Origin of the sequence: Amycolatopsis echigonensis, assembly GCF_002846615.1 — a bacterium.
In the GTDB taxonomy this organism is placed as follows: Bacteria; Actinomycetota; Actinomycetes; order Mycobacteriales; family Pseudonocardiaceae; genus Amycolatopsis; species Amycolatopsis echigonensis.
This window is the reverse complement of sequence record NZ_PJMY01000002.1, coordinates 417,232-435,253: the sequence shown is the minus strand read 5'-3', so window position 1 is coordinate 435,253 and position 18,022 is coordinate 417,232. Positions and strand designations below refer to the sequence as shown.

The window sequence follows — 18,022 nt, the reverse complement described above, 5'->3', positions numbered from 1 at the left end:
CCGGCCACGCCAGCCAGATCACTCCGGCCAGATCAGTCCAACCCGATCAATCCGGCCGGGAGACCAGGTCCGCCGTGACGATCCGGTTCTCGTCGTAGCCTTCGGTGCCGCCGATGTAGTCGCCGCCGCAGGTGACCAGGACCAGGCGGTGCGGGCCCGTCTGGGCGAACCAGCCGGGGGCTTGCGCGGGCAGTTGTTCTTTCGGGATCGTGGTCGCGCCGGTGACGCGGTAGAGCCAGCGGCCGCCGGAAGCGTCGACGATGCTGACGTTGTCCCCGGTGTGGACGCGCCACAGGTCGTCGAAGGGACCCTTCGTACCCGCCCAGTTGACGTGTCCGGACAGCACCGCCGCGCCCTGTGCCGCGCCGAGGCGGGCGCCCCACCACGCGGCGTCGCTGAGGCCGCGCGGAATCGGCAGGATGCCTGCCTGGGTGATCTCTGTGCGCCTCAGCCGGGCCTCGGAACCGTCCGGCAGGCGGATGCTGCCGGGGCGTTGCAGGCCGATCGCCTGGCCGTCCGAGGGCAGTTCGGCGGGAGCGCCGTCCTCGCCCGGCAGCGAACCGGGCGGCGGGTCGGCGACCGCGGCCGGAGACGGGGCGGGCACCCAGGTCAGGACGATCACGCCGGCCGCGATCGCCAGGACGGCGATCACCGCCGACGCGACCGTCAGCACGGTGCGCGGCACGGTCTATTCGCCGCGGGAACGCACGACCCGCGCCGCGCGCCGCCGGCCGAGGACGATCGCGACGGCACCGAACAGCAGACCTCCGCCGAGCAGGCCGAAGCCGAGCGGCAGGCGCAGGTCGTCCGACGGTGCGGCGGCCTGCGGGCCGAGGTAGCCGGCCGGGACCTCGGTGGGCACCGACGGCTGCTGGACGGTGCTTCCGCTGCCGGAGCCGTTGCCAGCCAAAGCGACGAAGTCCTTCGGGATCGAGCAGCTGACGCCGCCGAGCACCATGGTGGTCTGCACGTCGCTCAGCTTGGTGTCTTTGGCGTCGCGCGCGTGCGTGGTGATTTCGACGCGCCAGCCCGCCTGGGCGGTGACGTCGCCGGAACGCCAGCCATCCTGCTTGATCAGCTGGTCGAACGCGGAAACGCGAGACACCACGAGGTCCGAGGTGGTCTTGGCGGGGTCGCTCTGCGGCACGTCGGTGGGCGAACCCATCTTGAGGCCCGTGACGCTGAGCGTCCCGCTGGCGGGCATCGCGACCTGCTTCAGCGCGTCGTCCTCGCCGCGCACCCAGACGCGGGCGGCCGTGGCGGTGCCGGTGACCTTGCCGGGGCCCGAGCAGTCGACCGAACTGCGCGCGCCCTCGAGGACCAGCATCGTGTTGTCGACCGGCTTGGGCTTCTTGCGGCCGTTGTCGCGCAGCGCGTAGTTGGTCTCCGCGACGGCGGTGGGCACGTGGGTGGTCTGCAGCGCGGCGACGACCTGATGGTCGCGGCTCGCGATGCCCGCCGGGTACGGGCTGGCCGAGCTGTCGCCGTACTTGCCGAGGTCGATCTCGTAGTTCGGGCCGAAAGTGTTGCGCTCGCCGTCGTTCTTCGGCACCGCGACGCGGTCCGTGCCGAGCTGCGACTGGCCGGGGGTGAGCGGGGACCGCTGGGTTTCGGTGATGAGCGCGCCGCCGTGCTGCGGGTCGCCGCCGAGCCGCACGGACGCCACGTTGGCGAACGACACCGGACCGGTCTTCTCGTCGACGGCCTGCCCGGCCTGGGTCTGGGCCGCGGCGGCCGGGGCCAGCGCCGGCAGTGCCACCAGGGCCGCCACCGCGGCCTTCGTCACGAAACGAGTCATGTCTCCCCACTGCCCTCCGGCGGCCCCGAGCGATCCGCCACCCTACGAGACGCGACGAATCGCCCCCGCGACAACCTTGCACCGTCCGCCACCGCTTGCGAAGCCGACAAGCCAAATCTTCACGAACTCACCCGGTCGGGTCAATCCGGAACGCCGGTCCCCCGAGACCCGGCGATCACCGCGCCCGGGGAAGGGAACACTACGATGGCGGCGAAGGTTATCGGCAATGACATCCGGCTTCGGAAACGCCGTCCCCTGGTCGGCGCCGGCCGCAGGGGTGCGGCGAGACGGAGCGGACGGCGGGACGCGAGTGGAGGCAGCGATGACGTCGGCACCTTCGAGCGCCCTGTCCGACGGTCCGGGCACCGGGTCTCGGGGCGTGGGTCCGGCGGTGGACGGCACGGGCTCGGCAACGACCAAGAACGCCGAGGCCTCAGTGAACAGCGCTGCCGCGTACTACCCGGGGGCAGCGGATCCTGCCGCTCCGGCACCGACCGCAAGCGAGAACACCGAGACTTCCGGCGAGCTTGCTTCCTCCGCCTCGGACGACGCGGCCATCAGCGGCACCCAGGCCGAACTGTCCGCGGAACCGCCACGCCACGTCAACGCGGGCGGCACGAGCGGCTCGGCAGAGCGTGCTTCCGCCGCCTCGGACGACACGGCCGTCGGCGGTGCGCAGGCAGAACTGCCCACCGACCCGCCGCACCCCGTCGACGCGGGCGGCTCGGGCGGTTCGGGCGCGCGTCCCGCTGGGTCTGGGCCTGCGGTCGTGCCTTCGGGCGTGCTCGCCGACGCTGGCGAACTGCTCCGGGCGCTCGCCGCTCCGGTGCGGATCGCTATCGTGCTGCAGTTGCGGGCGGCGGACCGGTGCGTCCACGAGCTCGTGGACGAACTCGACGTCGCCCAGCCGTTGATCAGCCAGCACCTCCGCGTACTCAAGACGGCGGGCGTGGTCCAGGGCGAGCGGCGCGGCCGCGAGGTCGTCTACCGGCTGGTGGACGACCACTTGGCGCACATCGTCGTCGACGCGGTCGCCCACGTGCAGGAAGGGAAGTGACGATGTCCTCGGTCCCCAAACCGGCCCCGGTGCCCGGCCGGCGGTCCACGAAGCAGCGTGCGGCGGTGGTCGACCTGCTCAGCACCGTCGACGACTTCCGTTCGGCACAGGAACTACACGACGAACTCCGCAAGCGCGGCGACGGCATCGGCCTGACCACCGTCTACCGGACGCTGCAGTCGCTCTCGGAGGCGGGCGAGATCGACGTGCTGCGCACCGACTCCGGCGAGGCGATCTACCGCCGGTGCTCGTCGCACCACCACCATCACCTCGTGTGCCGCGTGTGCGGGCGCACGGTCGAGGTCGAGGGTCCCGCGGTGGAACGCTGGGCGGAGAAAATCGCGGCGGACCACGGGTTCACCGACATCAACCACACCGTGGAGATCACCGGCACCTGCGCCGAGCACGCGAGCTGACCCCTCCGGACAGGTTGTGCGGTCTCCGACTGTCCAGAGGGCGCGGGTCTCGTCGAGGTTCGGAGCACGCTTCCGGCAAGCGGAGCCGCTGCGACGCCTTCGGGCCGCAGGGTTTCGCAACTCTGAGCAACTCGGACTGAACTCGGTCAGAGTCCGTTCGGCGGCCCTCTCAAGCGGCGGACTTGAGCGAGTACGCGAAGCAGGACCTCTCCGGATCAGCCGAAGAAACTCGGGTGCACCGGGCGGGTGGACGCGGCGGTCCGCGTTCCGAGGCGGCCGCGGCGGAACAATCGAGCGCGTCGCTCCTTTCAGTACTCATACGGATCCTTCGGCGCGGTGATCCGCTCGACTGTCACCGGGACCAGGTCCGGCGTGTAGCTGTTGGCCTCGGTCGCGGTGCCCGGGACGATCTGGCCCGCGACGCGCAGCCAGGTGTCGCTCGGGAAGCGGTCCGCACCGCCGCCCTTGAGGTGCACGGTGACCGGTGCGGCGTCGGCTGCGCAACAGCTGATGACCAAGCGGGCCAACAGGGTTTGGCCTCCGGTGTGCACGACGAATCCGGAAATCTGGACGGTGCGTCCGTTCAGGGTGCCGTTGGCGTCCCAGCCCGCGCGCGTGACGACCTCGTTCATCGCCATCGGAACCACTGCTCCAGCAGGCAGCGGCGGGAACGCGGCGGCCGACGTGCTCGAGGCGCTGGAGGGCAGGCGCGCTTCGGTGCGGGTGACCGAATCCGCGCCGAGTGCGGGCGGGGCGACCAGGAACACCGCCAGTACCGGGACGACCAGCAGCCAGGCTGAGCGCGCGGGGTGATGGTGGTGGCCGTGCGCGTCTGGAGGTTCGGTGTCCGCCTCGGATTCGTGGGCCGCTTTCGCCTCGGCACGCGCGGCTGCGATGTCGCGGACGATCGCTGTCGCGCCCAGCAGCAGCATCACGGCGCCACCGATGATGATCCATGGTTGCTGGGCTGGTTTTACGTAGCGCAAGTAGTCGCCGTTGAGCGCGATCTTCACCAGGGCGCCGCCCAGCAGGATCAGCAGCACGTTCTGGGTTTCGCGCCTCATCGGACGCCTCCGAGGAAGATCACGCCCGCGACGGTGCCGCAGGCGATCGCCACCACGAAAGTGACCGGGGCGAACCGCGCGGCGAAGGAGCGGCCGAAAGTGCCTGTCTGCAAAGCGAAAAGCTTGACGTCGATGGCCGGGCCGACCACCAGGAACACCAGCTTCGGCAGCAAGGGCACGGCGGTGAGCGAAGCGGCGACGAACGCGTCGGCCTCGCTGCACAGCGCGAGGACCACGGCCAGGACCGCCATCACCACGACGCCGACGACGATCTGCCCGGACAGCACTTCGAACCATTTCGCGGGCACGAGAACGTTGAGCGAAGCGGAAATCAGCGCGCCGAGGACGAGGAATCCGCCGGCTTCCACGAGATCGGTGCGGGCGGTTTCGGCGAATACCCGCCATCGCTGTCCCGGTGGGACATCGGGCAATCGGCGCAGCGCCCGCTCCGTGATCCAGGAGAGCTTGCCCCAGCGGGCCCAGATCCAGCCCATCACCATCGAGGTGGCGAGCGAGCCGGCGAACCGCGCGAACACCATTTCCGGACGGCCGGGGAACGCGACCGCCGTGGCCACCAGCACCACCGGGTTCACCGCGGGCGCGGCGAGCAGGAAGGTGAGCGCGGCGGCGGGCGCGACGCCTTGGCCGATCAACCGGCGCGCCACGGGGACCGACGCGCATTCGCAACCGGGCAAGGCGACTCCGGCCAGCCCGGCGACCCCCACCGCGGCTGACGCTCTCTTCGGCAGCACCCGTTCCAGCGCGCGGGCGGGCACGAAGGCCGCGATCGCGCCGCTGATCAGCACGCCGAGCACGAGGAACGGCAGCGCTTGCACGCACACCGCGACGAACACGGTGGATCCGGTGCGCAGCGCGGGCACGTCGAAGAGGTTTTGGAGCTTGCTCTGTGCGAGGACGGCGACCAGCAGCACGGCGCACAGGATCTCGATGGAGCTGATCCGGAACCGCCGCGTGCGGGGGCGCTCCTCGGCGGCGTTGTTGGAAAGGGTTTCCACGACGGCGATGATGCCAGCCGGGTCCGACAGAACCCCAGCCGCCGGTGTCGCGAGGGGTCCCCTCGCGCCGGTTTTGCGTGAATGTCACCCGATTGGACAGGAGGAAGGGGCGGAATCGGGCGGGTGGCACGGGGATCGCGACGGACCGGGGTCTTCGGGGCGGGTGGCGGCGAGACTTGGACAGGGAAGGCGAATACAGAAAACGAAGCGAAACGGCCGCCACGAACAAAGCCGCAGCGAAGCCACACTTCGGGCGCGCCGCAAGGGGTCGTTGGGTTTGCCGGTCGTGGGGGTGCTGGTCTCGGAATCCCACGGCGCGGTGCGGCTGGAGACACGGTGCGCGACCCAGACGCCGCCGCGACTGGTTAAACGGCCGGGAGTGGTTAAACGGCCTGGAGCGGTTAAGCCCCCGCGACTGGTTAAGCCGTCGGGACTGATTAAGCCGCCGGGAGCGGTTAAGCGACCGCGACTGGTTATGCCGCGGCGACTGGTTAAGCGACCGCGACTGGTTAAGCGACCGCGAGTGGTTAAGCGGGCGCAAGTGGTTAAGCGACCGCGACTGGTTAAGCGGCTGCGGAAGCTAGCAGCGAACCCAGCAGACAACGGGTCCAACGGCAGGCTGGTCGAGTCACGAAGCCAGCCCCGGCGTAGGAGCTCCGAGATGCAGGAGAAGCCAATAAGGGCAAGGCATCAGCGACCTCCGCCCGGCCGAAAGCGAGCCAGAACCCCCGAAGACTGGCCCAGCCAAGGAGATTCTCCAACGAACGCCCGCTGGAGTGCGAAGTCACCAGACAGAGCAGCCAAGCCATCAGCGCGAACGACCGAAACCCGGCCCAGCCCCGCCACCCCGGACCCGGCACCGCACGAGCCGAGGACAAAACCCGGTCAGGAAACGGAAACCCGGCTCACGCCTCCACGCCGGGCAACTCCGTCCGCAACTGCGAAGCGGTGGAAACCACCAGCATCAGCAACGTCCCCAGCGGCGACGGGTCCATCCCCTCCGCCGGGAACGCGTACCGCAGCGTCACGTCCATCCCGCGCTCCGTGTGGCCGACGCCCAGCGTCCCGAACAGCCCCTGTCCAGCCCGCTCGGCGACCGCGACCGCCAGTGCCGGGTCGTCGGGCATGTCCCACGCCACTACGCAGGTCAGGCTGAGCACCGTCAGGCCGTCGGCGAGGCGGGTCGCCTGGATGACACACGGGACGTCCGCGTGGGAGAACGTGATCGCGCCGTCGTCGTCGACGTGGACTTCCAGGTAGCGTTCCAGTGCTTCGCGCGCCCGGGTGAGCAGTGCGCCGGTTTCGGCGGCTTCCGCGGTGCTCATTTCGTGCTCCCTGCCTGGTCCACCGCGCCGCCGAACCGGCGGTCGCGTTTCGCGAAGTCGAGGCACGCCTTCCACAGGTGGGTCCGGTCGAAGTCCGGGAACAGCGTGTCCTGGTAGACCATCTCCGCGTACGCGGACTGCCACAGCAGGAAGTTCGACGTCCGCTGTTCCCCCGAGGGCCGCAGGAACAGGTCCACGTCCGGCATTTCCGGCTGGTACAGGTACTTCCCGATGGTGCGCTCGTCGATCTTGTCCGGGTTGATCTTGCCCGCCGCGACGTCCTGGCCGATCCGCCGCATCGCGTCGCCCAGTTCGGCGCGGCCGCCGTAGTTGACGCACATCGTCATGTTGAGCTTGGTGTTGTGCTTGGTCTTCTCTTCGGCGATCTGCAGTTCCTTGATCACGCTGGCCCACAGCTTCGGCCGCCGCCCGGCCCAGCGGATGCGCACGCCGATCGAGCCGAGGTAGTCGACCTGGCGGCGGATGGTGTCGCGGTTGAAGCCCATGAGGAACCGGACTTCCTCGGGGCTGCGCTTCCAGTTCTCCGTCGAGAAGGCGTACACCGACAGCCACTTGATGCCGAGTTCGACCGCGCCGCTCGCGACGTCGATCATCACGGCCTCGCCGCGTTTGTGGCCCTCGATCCGCGGCAGGCCGCGCTGGTTGGCCCATCGGCCGTTGCCGTCCATGACGAGCGCCACGTGCTTCGGCACCAGGTCCGGCGGGATTTCCGGCGGTTTCGCGCCCGAGGGATGCGGATCCGGCGCCCGCAGTTCGTACCCCGGCGAGCGGGTCTCCCGTCCCCTGCGCAGCACTCGCGGCCTCCTGAAGAATGGACTTCCTACCCGGCCGACCCTACTGGGCCCGGCCCGGCGGCCTCCCGGGCACGCCGCTCCACGAGCGGGAGCGACCGCAGCTGCCGTTCCAGATGCCACTGCAGATGCGCCGCGACCAGGCCGGACGCGTCCCGGCGGGTGATCCCGGGCGACGACTCGGCGACCGCCCACTCCCCCTGCAGCAGCGCTTCCAGCAGCGTCAGCACCTCGGGCGCGGGATGCACCGAGCCCGCGATGCGGCAGTCCGGGCACATCGAGCCGCCCGCGGCGACGTTGAACGCGGCGTGCGGGCCGGGCAGGCCGCAGCGCGCGCATTCGGTGATCGCCGGCGCCCAGCCGGCGTAGGCCATGGCCCGGAGGAAGAACGCGTCGAGCACCAGCGACGCGTCCCGCTGACCGCCGGCCAGGGCCCGCAACGCGCCCACGACCAGCAGATACAGCTTCATGACCGGTTCGCCCTCTTCAGCCGAGAGCCGGTCCGCGGTTTCCGCGATCGCCGACGCCGCGGTGTAGCGCTGGTAGTCGGCCACGAGCGGCAGGGCGAACGCGTCGACGGTCTCGACCTGGGTGATGACGTCGAGCGACCGGCCGGGATAGAACTGCACGTCGACGTGCCCGAACGGCTCCAGCCGCGCTCCGAACCGCGACGACGTGCGCCGCACGCCCTTCGCGACGGCCCGGACCTTGCCGTGCCGTTTCGTGAGCAGGGTGACGATCCGGTCGGCCTCGCCCAGCTTGTGCGTGCGCAGCACCACCCCGGTGTCGCGGTAGAGGTTCACCACCCCGACATCGTCGCACTTCTCCGACGATGCCGGGGCGGGACACCCTGGTTCAGCAGTAGCTGCCGGTGCAGTAGTAGCTGTGCACCTCGGACGCGGCCACGAGGCTGATGATGATCATGATGATCGCGACGACCCAGCCCAGCGCCCCGAGGATGGTGGCGACCAGACACAGCGTCTTCGTCGTCTGCGACGCCTGCTGGGCCATCGCGGCGTTGCCCTGCATCTTGTAGCTCTGGACTTCGTTCGACTTCATGATCGCGAAGATCGCGATGATCCACATCAGGAAGATGCAGCCGATCGCCCAGCCCTTGTAGTCCTTGATGGAGCTCAGGTCGCCGCCGGGCGCGCCGCCGAAGGCGGGCTGGCCGTACGGCGCGGGCTGGCCGTAGGGCTGCTGCGGGTACGGCTGCGCCGGCGTCGCACCGGACTGCGGGTACGGCTGCTGGCCGTAGGGCTGCTGCGGCTGGCCGCCGTAGGGCTGCTGGGGCTGGCCGTAGGGATTGGTCATCTGGGTTCCCCCGAGTTCCTCGTGCTTACCGTGATCCGGTGCGGATCAGGACTGGGCCGGACCGGATTCAGGCGTTTCCGGCTTGATCATCTGCGTCGCTTCCGGCTCCCCGGAAGGCGGTACGACCTGGGTGCGCTCAGCGGCGCCGAGCGCTTCGGACGGCGGTTGCCGGGGTGCGGGCGGGCGCACGACCTGCGTCGGCTCGGGCTGCTCGAACGGCGTCGGGCCCGGCGGCTGGTTCGGCGGACCGGGCTGGTTCGGCTGCCCGAACGCGGGCTGCGGCGGAACTCCCGGCTGGCCGAACGCGGGCTGCGGCGCACCGCCCGGCTGCCCGAATCCTTGCTGCGGCGGCGTTCCCGGGACCGGCGGCTGCCCGAATCCCGGCTGCGGAGCGCCGGATCCGGGCGGTGCGGCGGGGAATCCGCCGTACGGCGACGGCTGCGCGGGGAACCCGCCCGAGGCGGGCTGCCCGAATCCCGGCTGCGGCGCGGGACCCGGCTGCCCCGGGAAACCGCCCGGCTGACCGGGTTGCCCGGGAAATCCGCCGGGCTGGCCCGAGAAACCGGCGGGCTGCCCGAATCCGCCGGACTGGCCGGGAAAGCCGCCCTGCTGGCCGAATCCGCCCGGCGCACCCGACGGCGCGGAACCGGCGGGCACCACGATCGTGCTGAGGATCTTGTCCGAGAACGTCTGCGCCTTGTCGTCCCACAGCGGCCACAGGTAGCCGAGGGCGCAGGCCATGTTGTCCAGTGCGTGCGCGATGTCGCGGACGAACGCCATCCCGGCCCCGATCGGCTCGCCGGTGGCCTCGCTGACGAGTTTGATGCCGACGATCCGCTTGCCCAGCGACTGGCCGGTGTTGCCCCCGTTGATCCAGCGGTTGAAGACCGTCCAGGCGAGATTGCCGAGGATCGCGAGGGCGTAGACGATCGTGCCCGCGATGCCCGACGCCATCGACACGAGCAGAGCGATCAGGAGCCCCGCCAGGAGCGGGGCGAAGTCGATGAGGTAGGCGCCGGCGCGCTGGCCCCAGTCCGCGTAGACCTTGCCGGGGCCGTACGGGTTCTGCTGCCCGGAACCGGGCTGGGGGTAGCCGCCCGGCACCTGCTGTCCCGGCGGCGTGCCGAACGGCGGTCCGCCTTGAGGCGGGCCGCCGGGCTGGCCGTAGGGATAGGTCATCGAGTGTCCCCCTCGTTGCTGGTCTCGGCGCGCGAGCTGACCCACGTCGTGTCCGCGGCGGACACGTCGGTGCGCGGGAGCGTACCTCGTTCGGCGCGGCGAGGCCGAGCAGGTGTCCGCATCGGGTGACACAGTGGACGCGACAGCGGCCGAATCGGTTCCCGGGACAGCGAAAACGAGGCGAACTCAGACGAACAGGCTGGTGAACGGCGCGAACGGAAGATTGCGCACCACGAACCACAAGACGAACACGACCGCGACGACGTGCGGCGTCCACCGCCAGTGCAGCCACGACCGCATCGTCCGGCCGCGCAGCCGTCCCATCGTCCAGGCGAGACCGCTCCACGCGAAGAGGGCGACGAACGCCAAAGCCACCGCGTTGTAGTGCAGTGCCGCGGAAAAATCGCCGTGCAGCACGCTGTATGCCATGCGCATCCCGCCGCAGCCGGGGCAGTCGATCCCGAAAAGCAGCTTCGTCGGGCACACCGGGAGCGGCCCGCCGGGAGTGGTCGGATCGCCGAACCACACCGCGACGCACGCGAGGCCGACCCCTCCGGCCGCGGCCGCGGGACCGGCGAGAGCCTTTGCCACCGCACGGGTTCCGCGCGCGGGCAGTCCGGTGTAGACGGTGCTCAATGCGGCCACCAGATCGCGCTCCCGGCGATCAGGAACACCACGAGCGCGACGATCACGTACAGCCCGATCAGGATGGCGACGCTGAGCGCCGACCACATCGCCCACTTGCGCGCCTCGTCCGCCGCGCGGTGCGCTTCGGCCGCGTATCCCTGGTACCACAAGGTGTTCACCTGGCTGGCCTTGACGATCGCGACGATGCCCAGCGGCAGGCAGCAGAACACCGTCGCCAGGATCGCCCACACCAGGTTGCTGTCCGGCGGCGGCGGATACTGCGGCGGGTAACCGTACGAAGGCGGGTACGGGCCCTGCGGCGGATACGGGCCGGTCATGCGGTCCCCCTGGACGAATCGGGTGCGGTTCGGCCTGACGCTACCCGCCCGCGCCGCCGGGCACGATCACAACCGGTCAGAAACCCAGCCTGCGCAGCTGCTTCGGGTCCCGCTGCCAGTCCTTGGCCACCTTGATGTGCAGGTCGAGATACACCTTCGTGCCGAGCAGCCGTTCGATGTGCTTGCGCGCGGTCGCGCCGACCTCGCGCAGCCGTTCGCCCTTGTGCCCGAGGATGATCCCCTTCTGGCTGGGCCGTTCCACGTACAGCAGCGCGTGGATGTCGATGAGGTCGTCGCGGTCTTCGCGCGGGATCATCTCCTCGACGGTCACCGCGATGGAGTGCGGCAGCTCGTCGCGGACGCCTTCGAGCGCGGCTTCGCGGATCAGCTCGGCGACGAGGGTCTGCTCGGGCTCGTCGGTGAGTTCGCCGCCCGGGTACAGCTGCGGTCCCTCGGGCAGGCGCTGCACCAGCAGGTCGGCGACCGTCCGCACCTGGAAACCGTCCACAGCGGACACCGGCACGAGGTCGGCGAACTCCATCACCTCTTGCAGCGCGACCAGCTGCTCGGCGACCTGTTCGGGCTTCACGAGGTCGGTCTTGGTGACGACGCCGATCACCGGGGTGCGCCGGGCGATCTTCTTCAGCTCGGCGGCGATGAACCGGTCGCCGGGGCCGATTTTCTCGTTGGCGGGCACGCAGAACCCGACGACGTCCACTTCGGACCAGGTCTCGTGCACGACGTCGTTGAGCCGCTGGCCGAGCAGCGTGCGCGGGCGGTGCAGGCCGGGGGTGTCGATGATCACCAGCTGCGCGTCTTCGCGGTGGACGATGCCGCGGATGGCGTGCCGGGTGGTCTGCGGTTTGCTGGACGTGATCGCGACCTTCGTGCCGACGAGCGCGTTCGTGAGCGTCGATTTGCCCGCGTTGGGGCGGCCGACGAAGCAGGCGAAACCGGAACGGTGCGGTTCGGTCACGAGTGCAGCACCTCGACCACGGCGCCGGACGGATCGGCGAAGATGATCGGCGCGGCCTTGGTGACGTCGCGGACCGCGTGCATCGACGCCTCGGCGACCAGCGCGTCAGCGGTGACGACCGCGGCGGCTTCGATGCCCTCGGCGCCGCTGGACAGCGCGGCGGCGACGGCGGCCTGCACGGCGGTGAGCTTGAACGACGGCTGGTCGACGGTGGCGGCGGCGTAGGTGCGGCCGTCGCTGTCGCGGATCGCGGCGCCTTCCGCGGCACCGGTGCGCGCGCGGGCCGAACGGGCCAGCGTGACCAGCTTCTGGTCCTCGGCGTCGAGGTCAGGCATGTTCGACTCTCCTGTCGTGCTCTTCGGGCTGGGGCGGGCGGGTGCGCGGGCGCGCGGAGGACGGCCGGACGACCACGGACGTGATGCGCATCCGGCCGCGGCGGTCCTTGCCCCCTTCGGCGAACAGCCGAAGACCGGCGACCTCGGCTTCGGCCCCCGGCAGCGGGACCCTACCCAGTCGCTCGGCGAGCAGCCCGCCCACGGTCTCCACGTCGTGGTCCTCGAGGTCGATGCCGAACAGTTCGCCGAGGTCGTCGATGCTGAGCCGGGACGACACCCGGACCGAACCGTCCTCGAGCTCCTCGACCTCGGGGCGCTCGTCGGCGTCGGATTCGTCGGTGATCTCGCCGACGATCTCCTCGAGGATGTCCTCGATGGTGAGCAGGCCCGCGGTGCCGCCGTACTCGTCCACGGCGATCGCCATGTGGTTGTGCGTGCGCTGCATTTCCTTGAGCAGCTCGTCGAGCCGTTTGGAGTCGGGCACGAAGCTGGCTGGGTTCATCACCGCGTCGACGACCGTGCTCGGCCCGTCCGGGCCCATGTACTCGGGCATGAGGTCTTTGATGTTGACCACGCCGACGATGTCGTCCACCGACTCGTCGATCACCGGGACGCGGGTGAAGCCGGTGCGCAGCGCGAGCGCGAGGGCCTGGCGCACGGTTTTGGTGCGCTCGATCCACACGATTTCGGTGCGCGGCACCATGACCTCGCGGGCGACGGTGTCGCCGAGTTCGAACACCGAGTGGATCATCTCGCGTTCGGAGTCCTCGACGACGCCGCGTTCCTGGGCGAGGTCGACCAGTTCGCGCAGTTCGACCTCGGAGGTGAACGGGCCTTCGCGGAAGCCGCGGCCGGGGGTGATCGCGTTGCCGAGCACGATCAGCAGCCGCGACAGCGGGCCGAGGACGGTGCCGAGCGCGCGGACCGGTCCGGCGACGATCGTGCCGACGCGGTAGGGGTGCTGGCGGCCGATGGTGCGCGGGCCGACGCCGATGAGGACGTAGCTGACCACGACCATGACGACCGCGGACACCAGGATGGCGAGCCACAGCCGGTCGAACCAGGCGACGAAGGACACGGTGACCAGCACCGTGGCGGTGAGTTCGCAGGCGAGCCGCAGCAGGAGCAGCAGGTTGATGTGCCTGCGGCGTTCGGCGACGACCGCGGCGAGCTGGCGGGCTCCGACGCGGCCGTTGCGGACGAGGCCGTCGACCCTGGCCTGCGACACCGTGCCGACCGCGGCGTCCGCGGCCGCGAACACGCCCGCGAGCAGCACGAGCGTCACCGCGATGACGACCTGTGCTGGGGGGTTTCCCATGGTCGGAGCCTAGGGCGTTTCCCCGGGCCGCGGTGCGTCGAGCCCGGCGATGCCGAGCACCCGGTCGTCGACGTCGCGTTGCACGTTGCGGGCCTCGTGCGCGGCGACCGCGGCCTGGAATTCGCCGAGGATCCGCTTCTGCAGCCCGAACATCTCGCGTTCCTCGGCGGGTTCGGCGTGGTCGTAGCCGAGGAGGTGGAGGCAGCCGTGGACGGTGAGCAGGTGCAGTTCGTCGATCAGCCGGTGGCCCGCGGTTTTCGCCTGGTCTTTCGCGAAGGCCGGGCAGAGCACGATGTCGCCGAGCAGGGCGGGGGACGAGTCGGGCGCGTCGGGGCGGCGGGAGGAGTCGAGCTCGTCCATCGGGAAGGCCATGACATCGGTGGGCCCGGGCAGGTCCATCCAGCGTTCGTGGAGGTCTTCCATCACCTCGAGGGTCACGCACAGGATGGACAGCTCGGCGAGCGGGCTGACCTCCATTTTCTCGAGGGTGTAGCGCGCGGCGGAGACGATGGACGCCTCGTCGACGTCGACGCCGGATTCGTTGGCGATCTCGATGCTCATCGGCGGGTGCCTTTCCAGCCGCCGGTCTGCTGCTCTTGCGCGTCCTGCACGGCCTGCCACTTCTCGTACGCGTCGACGATGTCGCCGACCAGTTTGTGCCGGACGACGTCCTGGCTGGTGAGCTCGGCGAAGTGCAGGTCCTCGACGCCGCCGAGGATGTCGCGCACGACGCGGAGCCCGCTGCGCTGCCCGCCGGGGAGGTCGATCTGGGTGATGTCGCCGGTGACGACGATCTTGGCCCCGAAGCCGAGGCGGGTGAGGAACATCTTCATCTGCTCGGGCGTCGTGTTCTGCGCCTCGTCGAGGATGATGAAGGCGTCGTTCAGCGTTCTACCCCGCATATAGGCGAGCGGTGCGATTTCGATCGTGCCCGCCTGCATGAGCCGCGGAATCGACTCCGGCTCGACCATGTCGTGCAGCGCGTCGTAGAGCGGGCGCAGGTACGGGTCGATCTTCTCGTTCAAGGTGCCCGGCAGGTACCCGAGCCGCTCGCCGGCTTCGACCGCGGGGCGGGTCAGCACGATCCGCGTGACCTGCTTGGCCTGCAGCGCCTGCACGGCTTTCGCCATCGCGAGGTACGTCTTGCCGGTGCCGGCGGGCCCGATCCCGAACACGATCGTGTGCTTGTCGATCGCGTCCACGTACCGCTTCTGGTTCAGCGTCTTGGGCCGGATGGTCTTGCCGCGCCGCGACACGATGTTGAGGCTCAGCACTTCGGCGGGCGAGGCGTCGCCGCTGGACAGCATCCCGACGGTGCGCCGCACGGTGTCCGGCCCGACCTGCTGCCCGCCGCCGGCGAGCTGCACGAGCTCGGTGAACACGCGTTCCGCGAACGCGACGTCCGCGGCGGCGCCGGTGAGCGTGACCTCGTTGCCGCGCACGTGCACGTCCGCGGCCAGCAGTTCCTCGGCCACCCGCAGATTTTCGTCCCGGGACCCCAGCAGGCTCAGCTGGGCCGCTTCCGGGATCGGGAATCGAACCTGTGCCGCCCCAGCGGCGGTTGCCTCGGCCGATACCCGATTGTCAGCTCGGGCGGCTCCACCTGTCTCAGTTCCGGCCACGTGGCCTCGGTCCTGCTTTCTGCGCACTTCGCAAGTCGGCGTACGGGGACCCTTGAATGCTACTTGTCCTGATCCCCGCCCCGCAGCCCGGTTTCAGTGCACTCCGGCCTGCGGCTTCCCGAACAGCCCCAGCTGCTCGCCGCCGAGCACGTGGGCGTGCACGTGGAACACGGTCTGCCCGGCGTCGGCGTCGGTATTGAACACGACCCGATACCCGCTCTCGGCGATCCCCTCGATCTCGGCGACCTTCCGCGCCGTCAACAGCACGCGCGACAGCAGCTCCGGGTCTCCCTCGGCCAGCTCCCCCACGTTCCGGTACCTCTTCCGCGGCACCACGAGCACGTGCACCCGCGCCTGCGGATTGATGTCCCGGAACGCGAACGTGCTGTCGTCCTGGTACACGACGTCCGCCGGAATCTCCCCGGCGATGATCCGCTCGAACAAAGTCTCCGCAGCACCCGCATCACTCATGCGAACACCCTACAAAGCCCAAGCACACGGCAACCAACGAACGCCACGCAACCACCCCACGCACTAACGCGACGGACGCACGACACGCAACCACCGCACCGCGGGGGTCCGGGGGGCTCGGCCCCCCGGGAGTAATAGCCGGAACCGCAGCAGCGAAGGATCGCGCCGGCGATACGAAGACGCCGCGGCGCGGTGGAGCCTGGGGGTCGCTCCACCGCCGCCGCGGCTCCGCCGGACCGAGGGGGGAGGTGCCCGGCGGGGTTCGGGTTCGTACTCAAGAGTAATGCCCGCCTGGGGGCGGGGTGAAACCCTTGGGTTCGCGCGTTGCCGTGCAGAGTAGCTGGCGGGGGTGCGGCGCGCCATCACCTGGGGCGGATATTGAGGGGTTCTGCCGGGTTTTCCGGGTTCGCGTCAGTGCCAGCGGCCGGTGAGGACGCCTAGCGCGCCGAGCGCGACGGCTGCTGCGGTGGAGGTGCGGAGGACGGTCGGGCCGAGGCGGACCGTGGTGGCTCCGGCTTGTTCGAGGAGGGCGAGTTCCTCGTCGGTGATGCCGCCTTCGGGGCCGACGACGAGGAGGAGGTCGCCGCCGTCGGGGAGGTCGAGGTCGGTGAGTTTGCTGGTGACGCCGGATTCGAGGACGAGTGTCGCGGACATCGTCGCGGCGAGCTGGGCGAGTTCGCGCGTGCCGACGGGTTCGGCGACGGCGGGCACGTGGGCTCGGCGGGCTTGTTTCGCGGCCGAGCGGGCGGTGGCGCGCCAGCGGGCGAGGGCTTTCTCGCCGCGGGGTCCGTCGTCCCAGCGGGCGACGCTGCGGGCGGCGCGCCAGGGCACGATCGCGTCCGCGCCGGCTTCGGTGGCCAGTTCGACGGCCAGTTCCCCGCGGTCGCCTTTGGCGAGCGCCTGGGCGACGTGGACGCGCAGTGCGGGCGGTTCTTCTTGCCAGCGCTCGAGAACGGTGAGGGTGACCGACGCCGCCCGGCCCGCTTCGACCGCGTCCACGGCACAGCGCGCCATCGCGCCGGCACCGTCGGAGAGCACGAGCTGCTCCCCTACGCGCAGCCGGCGCACGGTGGCCGCGTGCCGGGCTTCCTCGCCGTCGAGCAGCGCCCGGCCTTCGGCGGGCACGGCCGGGGCGAGGAAGACCGGCAGGGTCGTGTCCGGCACCGTCAGCGGTTCTTCGCGCGCAGCTTGGAGAACAGCCCGCCGTGCTTGCTGCCGTTGGCGGCGAGCGTCGGGACTTCTTCGCCGCGCTGCTGGGCCAGGTCGACGAGCAGGTCACGCTGGGCCTCGTCGAGTTTGGTCGGCACCACGACGTCGATGTGCACGTGCAGGTCGCCGCGGCCGTCGACGCGGCCGGACGAGCGCAGCCGCGGCATGCCCTTCCCGGTGAGCACCAGTTCGGTGTTGGGCTGGGTGCCGGGTTCGATGTCGAGTTCGTAGTCGCCGTCGACCAGCGTGGCGATCGGGACCGTCGCGCCGAGCGCCGCGGTGGTCATCGGGATGCGGAAGTTGCAGTGCAGGTCGTTGCCCTCGCGGACGAACACCTCGTGCGGGGCCTCGTCGATCTCGACGTAGAGGTCGCCCGCCGGGCCGCCGCCGGGGCCGACCTCGCCCTGGCCGGACAGCCGGATCCGCATGCCGTCGCCGACGCCGGGCGGGATCTTCGCGGTGACGCCGCGCCGCGACCGGATCCGGCCGTCGCCGCCGCACTGGCGGCACGGGTCGGGGATGACCTCGCCGAAGCCGCGGCACACCGGGCACGGGCGCGCGGTGACGACCTGGCCGAGGAACGACCGCTGCACGGACTGGACCTCGCCGGCCCCGCCGCAGGTGTCGCAGGTTTTGGTGCTCGTGCCCTCGGCGGTGCCCGCGCCGCGGCACAGGTCGCAGACGATCGCGGTGTCGACGGTGATCTCGCGGTCGACGCCGGTCGCGCACTCCTCGAGGGTGAGGCCGAGCCGGATCAGCGCGTCGGAGCCGGGCTGGACGCGGCTGCGCGGCCCGCGGCCCCTTCCGCCGCCCCCGCCGGCCGCTCCGAAGAAGGCGTCCATGATGTCGCCGAGCCCGCCGAAGCCGGCGAAGGGGTCGCCGCCCCGCCGCCCCGGCCGCCCGTGTCCATCGGGTCGCCGCCGAGGTCGACGATCTTGCGCTTCTGCGGATCGGAGAGCACCTCGTACGCGGTGGTCACCTCGCCGAAGCGGTGCTGGGCGTCCTCCGACGGGTTCACGTCGGGGTGGAGCTCGCGGGCCAGCTTGCGGTACGCGCGCTTGATCTCCTGATCGCTCGCGTTCTTGGCCACCCCGAGGATCCCGTAGTAGTCCCTCGCCACGTTGCTCTGCCTTCTCCTTCGTGTT

Annotated in this window: 20 protein-coding genes and 1 pseudogene; 2 read left to right on the top strand and 19 right to left on the bottom strand. The window is 70.7% G+C overall.

Annotated elements, in window-relative coordinates:
• Positions 1–46 precede the first annotated feature (46 nt).
• Both ATK30_RS03690 and ATK30_RS03685 read right to left on the bottom strand, forming a co-directional pair.
• Positions 47–685 carry a class F sortase gene (locus ATK30_RS03690; protein WP_101434317.1) on the bottom strand — a complete coding sequence of 213 codons (639 nt, stop codon included), beginning with the start codon at positions 683–685 and terminating at the stop codon, positions 47–49.
• A gap of 3 nt (positions 686–688) precedes the next feature.
• Complete coding sequence (locus ATK30_RS03685; protein WP_101434316.1) at positions 689–1,798, bottom strand: hypothetical protein; 1,110 nt, start codon at positions 1,796–1,798, stop codon at positions 689–691.
• 769 nt (positions 1,799–2,567) lie between these two features.
• Here ATK30_RS03685 and ATK30_RS47635 point away from each other — a divergent pair.
• The gene (locus ATK30_RS47635; protein ID WP_463672402.1) at positions 2,568–2,855 is read left to right on the top strand and encodes an ArsR/SmtB family transcription factor; all 288 of its coding nucleotides are present in this window, start codon (positions 2,568–2,570) and stop codon (positions 2,853–2,855) included.
• A gap of 2 nt (positions 2,856–2,857) precedes the next feature.
• Entirely contained in the window at positions 2,858–3,271 is a 414-nt protein-coding gene (locus ATK30_RS03675; RefSeq protein WP_101434315.1) for a Fur family transcriptional regulator, read from the top strand.
• A 308-nt stretch (positions 3,272–3,579) separates the two neighbouring features.
• Here the strand turns inward: ATK30_RS03675 and ATK30_RS03670 are convergent, their stop codons facing one another.
• The 17 genes and pseudogenes from ATK30_RS03670 to dnaJ all read right to left on the bottom strand — a co-directional run bounded on the left by ATK30_RS03670 (position 3,580) and on the right by dnaJ (position 17,997).
• Positions 3,580–4,335, bottom strand: coding sequence for a TIGR03943 family putative permease subunit (locus ATK30_RS03670; protein WP_101434314.1), 756 nt, complete (start codon positions 4,333–4,335; stop codon positions 3,580–3,582).
• Positions 4,332–5,351, bottom strand: coding sequence for a permease (locus tag ATK30_RS03665; protein WP_167441809.1), 1,020 nt, complete (start codon positions 5,349–5,351; stop codon positions 4,332–4,334). Before ATK30_RS03665 ends, ATK30_RS03670 begins: the two co-directional genes overlap by 4 nt.
• A 905-nt stretch (positions 5,352–6,256) precedes the next feature.
• Entirely contained in the window at positions 6,257–6,676 is a 420-nt protein-coding gene (locus ATK30_RS03660) for a YbjN domain-containing protein (RefSeq protein ID WP_101434312.1), read from the bottom strand.
• Positions 6,673–7,491 (bottom strand): isoprenyl transferase, encoded by an 819-nt coding sequence (locus ATK30_RS03655; RefSeq protein ID WP_101434311.1) that lies wholly within the window; start codon positions 7,489–7,491, stop codon positions 6,673–6,675. The genes ATK30_RS03660 and ATK30_RS03655 overlap by 4 nt, the downstream gene beginning before the upstream one ends.
• Positions 7,492–7,517: 26 nt before the next feature.
• Positions 7,518–8,294 carry a DNA repair protein RecO gene (recO, locus tag ATK30_RS03650; protein WP_101434310.1) on the bottom strand — a complete coding sequence of 259 codons (777 nt, stop codon included), beginning with the start codon at positions 8,292–8,294 and terminating at the stop codon, positions 7,518–7,520.
• Between the two features lie 49 nt (positions 8,295–8,343).
• Entirely contained in the window at positions 8,344–8,802 is a 459-nt protein-coding gene (locus ATK30_RS03645; protein ID WP_101434309.1) for a CD225/dispanin family protein, read from the bottom strand.
• 45 nt (positions 8,803–8,847) lie between these two features.
• Positions 8,848–9,981 carry an RDD family protein gene (locus tag ATK30_RS03640; protein WP_101434308.1) on the bottom strand — a complete coding sequence of 378 codons (1,134 nt, stop codon included), beginning with the start codon at positions 9,979–9,981 and terminating at the stop codon, positions 8,848–8,850.
• 186 nt (positions 9,982–10,167) lie between these two features.
• Positions 10,168–10,617 (bottom strand): DUF2752 domain-containing protein, encoded by a 450-nt coding sequence (locus tag ATK30_RS03635; protein ID WP_101434447.1) that lies wholly within the window; start codon positions 10,615–10,617, stop codon positions 10,168–10,170.
• On the bottom strand, positions 10,614–10,946 hold the full coding sequence (locus ATK30_RS03630) for a CD225/dispanin family protein (protein ID WP_101434307.1): 333 nt from the start codon (positions 10,944–10,946) through the stop codon (positions 10,614–10,616). The genes ATK30_RS03635 and ATK30_RS03630 overlap by 4 nt, the downstream gene beginning before the upstream one ends.
• A 76-nt stretch (positions 10,947–11,022) precedes the next feature.
• Positions 11,023–11,922, bottom strand: coding sequence for a GTPase Era (gene era / locus ATK30_RS03625; protein ID WP_101434306.1), 900 nt, complete (start codon positions 11,920–11,922; stop codon positions 11,023–11,025).
• Entirely contained in the window at positions 11,919–12,257 is a 339-nt protein-coding gene (locus tag ATK30_RS03620; RefSeq protein WP_101434305.1) for a cytidine deaminase, read from the bottom strand. Before ATK30_RS03620 ends, era begins: the two co-directional genes overlap by 4 nt.
• Positions 12,250–13,575, bottom strand: coding sequence for a hemolysin family protein (locus ATK30_RS03615; RefSeq protein WP_101434304.1), 1,326 nt, complete (start codon positions 13,573–13,575; stop codon positions 12,250–12,252). Before ATK30_RS03615 ends, ATK30_RS03620 begins: the two co-directional genes overlap by 8 nt.
• A 9-nt stretch (positions 13,576–13,584) precedes the next feature.
• Positions 13,585–14,136, bottom strand: a complete 552-nt coding sequence (gene ybeY, locus ATK30_RS03610; protein WP_037362443.1) for an rRNA maturation RNase YbeY — start codon at positions 14,134–14,136, stop codon at positions 13,585–13,587.
• On the bottom strand, positions 14,133–15,197 hold the full coding sequence (locus ATK30_RS03605; protein WP_101434303.1) for a PhoH family protein: 1,065 nt from the start codon (positions 15,195–15,197) through the stop codon (positions 14,133–14,135). Before ATK30_RS03605 ends, ybeY begins: the two co-directional genes overlap by 4 nt.
• Before the next feature lie 93 nt (positions 15,198–15,290).
• A complete protein-coding gene (locus ATK30_RS03600; protein ID WP_101434302.1) occupies positions 15,291–15,668 on the bottom strand; it encodes a histidine triad nucleotide-binding protein in 378 nt (125 codons plus the stop codon).
• A 411-nt stretch (positions 15,669–16,079) separates the two neighbouring features.
• A complete protein-coding gene (locus tag ATK30_RS03595) occupies positions 16,080–16,832 on the bottom strand; it encodes a 16S rRNA (uracil(1498)-N(3))-methyltransferase (protein WP_101434301.1) in 753 nt (250 codons plus the stop codon).
• A gap of 2 nt (positions 16,833–16,834) precedes the next feature.
• Positions 16,835–17,997, bottom strand: a pseudogene (gene dnaJ / locus ATK30_RS03590) (molecular chaperone DnaJ).
• Positions 17,998–18,022: the final 25 nt, after the last annotated feature.

What these genes read in the sequence shown, in the direction of transcription:
- ATK30_RS03620 (WP_101434305.1), bottom strand. Translation starts at nt 12,257, where the DNA reads ATGCCTGACCTCGACGCCGAGGACCAGAAGCTGGTCACGCTGGCCCGT.
- ATK30_RS03685 (WP_101434316.1), bottom strand. Translation starts at nt 1,798, where the DNA reads ATGACTCGTTTCGTGACGAAGGCCGCGGTGGCGGCCCTGGTGGCACTG.
- ATK30_RS03630 (WP_101434307.1), bottom strand. Translation starts at nt 10,946, where the DNA reads ATGACCGGCCCGTATCCGCCGCAGGGCCCGTACCCGCCTTCGTACGGT.
- ATK30_RS03660 (WP_101434312.1), bottom strand. Translation starts at nt 6,676, where the DNA reads ATGAGCACCGCGGAAGCCGCCGAAACCGGCGCACTGCTCACCCGGGCG.
- ybeY (WP_037362443.1), bottom strand. Translation starts at nt 14,136, where the DNA reads ATGAGCATCGAGATCGCCAACGAATCCGGCGTCGACGTCGACGAGGCG.
- ATK30_RS03600 (WP_101434302.1), bottom strand. Translation starts at nt 15,668, where the DNA reads ATGAGTGATGCGGGTGCTGCGGAGACTTTGTTCGAGCGGATCATCGCC.
- ATK30_RS03675 (WP_101434315.1), top strand. Translation starts at nt 2,858, where the DNA reads ATGTCCTCGGTCCCCAAACCGGCCCCGGTGCCCGGCCGGCGGTCCACG.
- ATK30_RS03645 (WP_101434309.1), bottom strand. Translation starts at nt 8,802, where the DNA reads ATGACCAATCCCTACGGCCAGCCCCAGCAGCCCTACGGCGGCCAGCCG.
- ATK30_RS03615 (WP_101434304.1), bottom strand. Translation starts at nt 13,575, where the DNA reads ATGGGAAACCCCCCAGCACAGGTCGTCATCGCGGTGACGCTCGTGCTG.
- ATK30_RS03670 (WP_101434314.1), bottom strand. Translation starts at nt 4,335, where the DNA reads ATGAGGCGCGAAACCCAGAACGTGCTGCTGATCCTGCTGGGCGGCGCC.
- ATK30_RS03640 (WP_101434308.1), bottom strand. Translation starts at nt 9,981, where the DNA reads ATGACCTATCCCTACGGCCAGCCCGGCGGCCCGCCTCAAGGCGGACCG.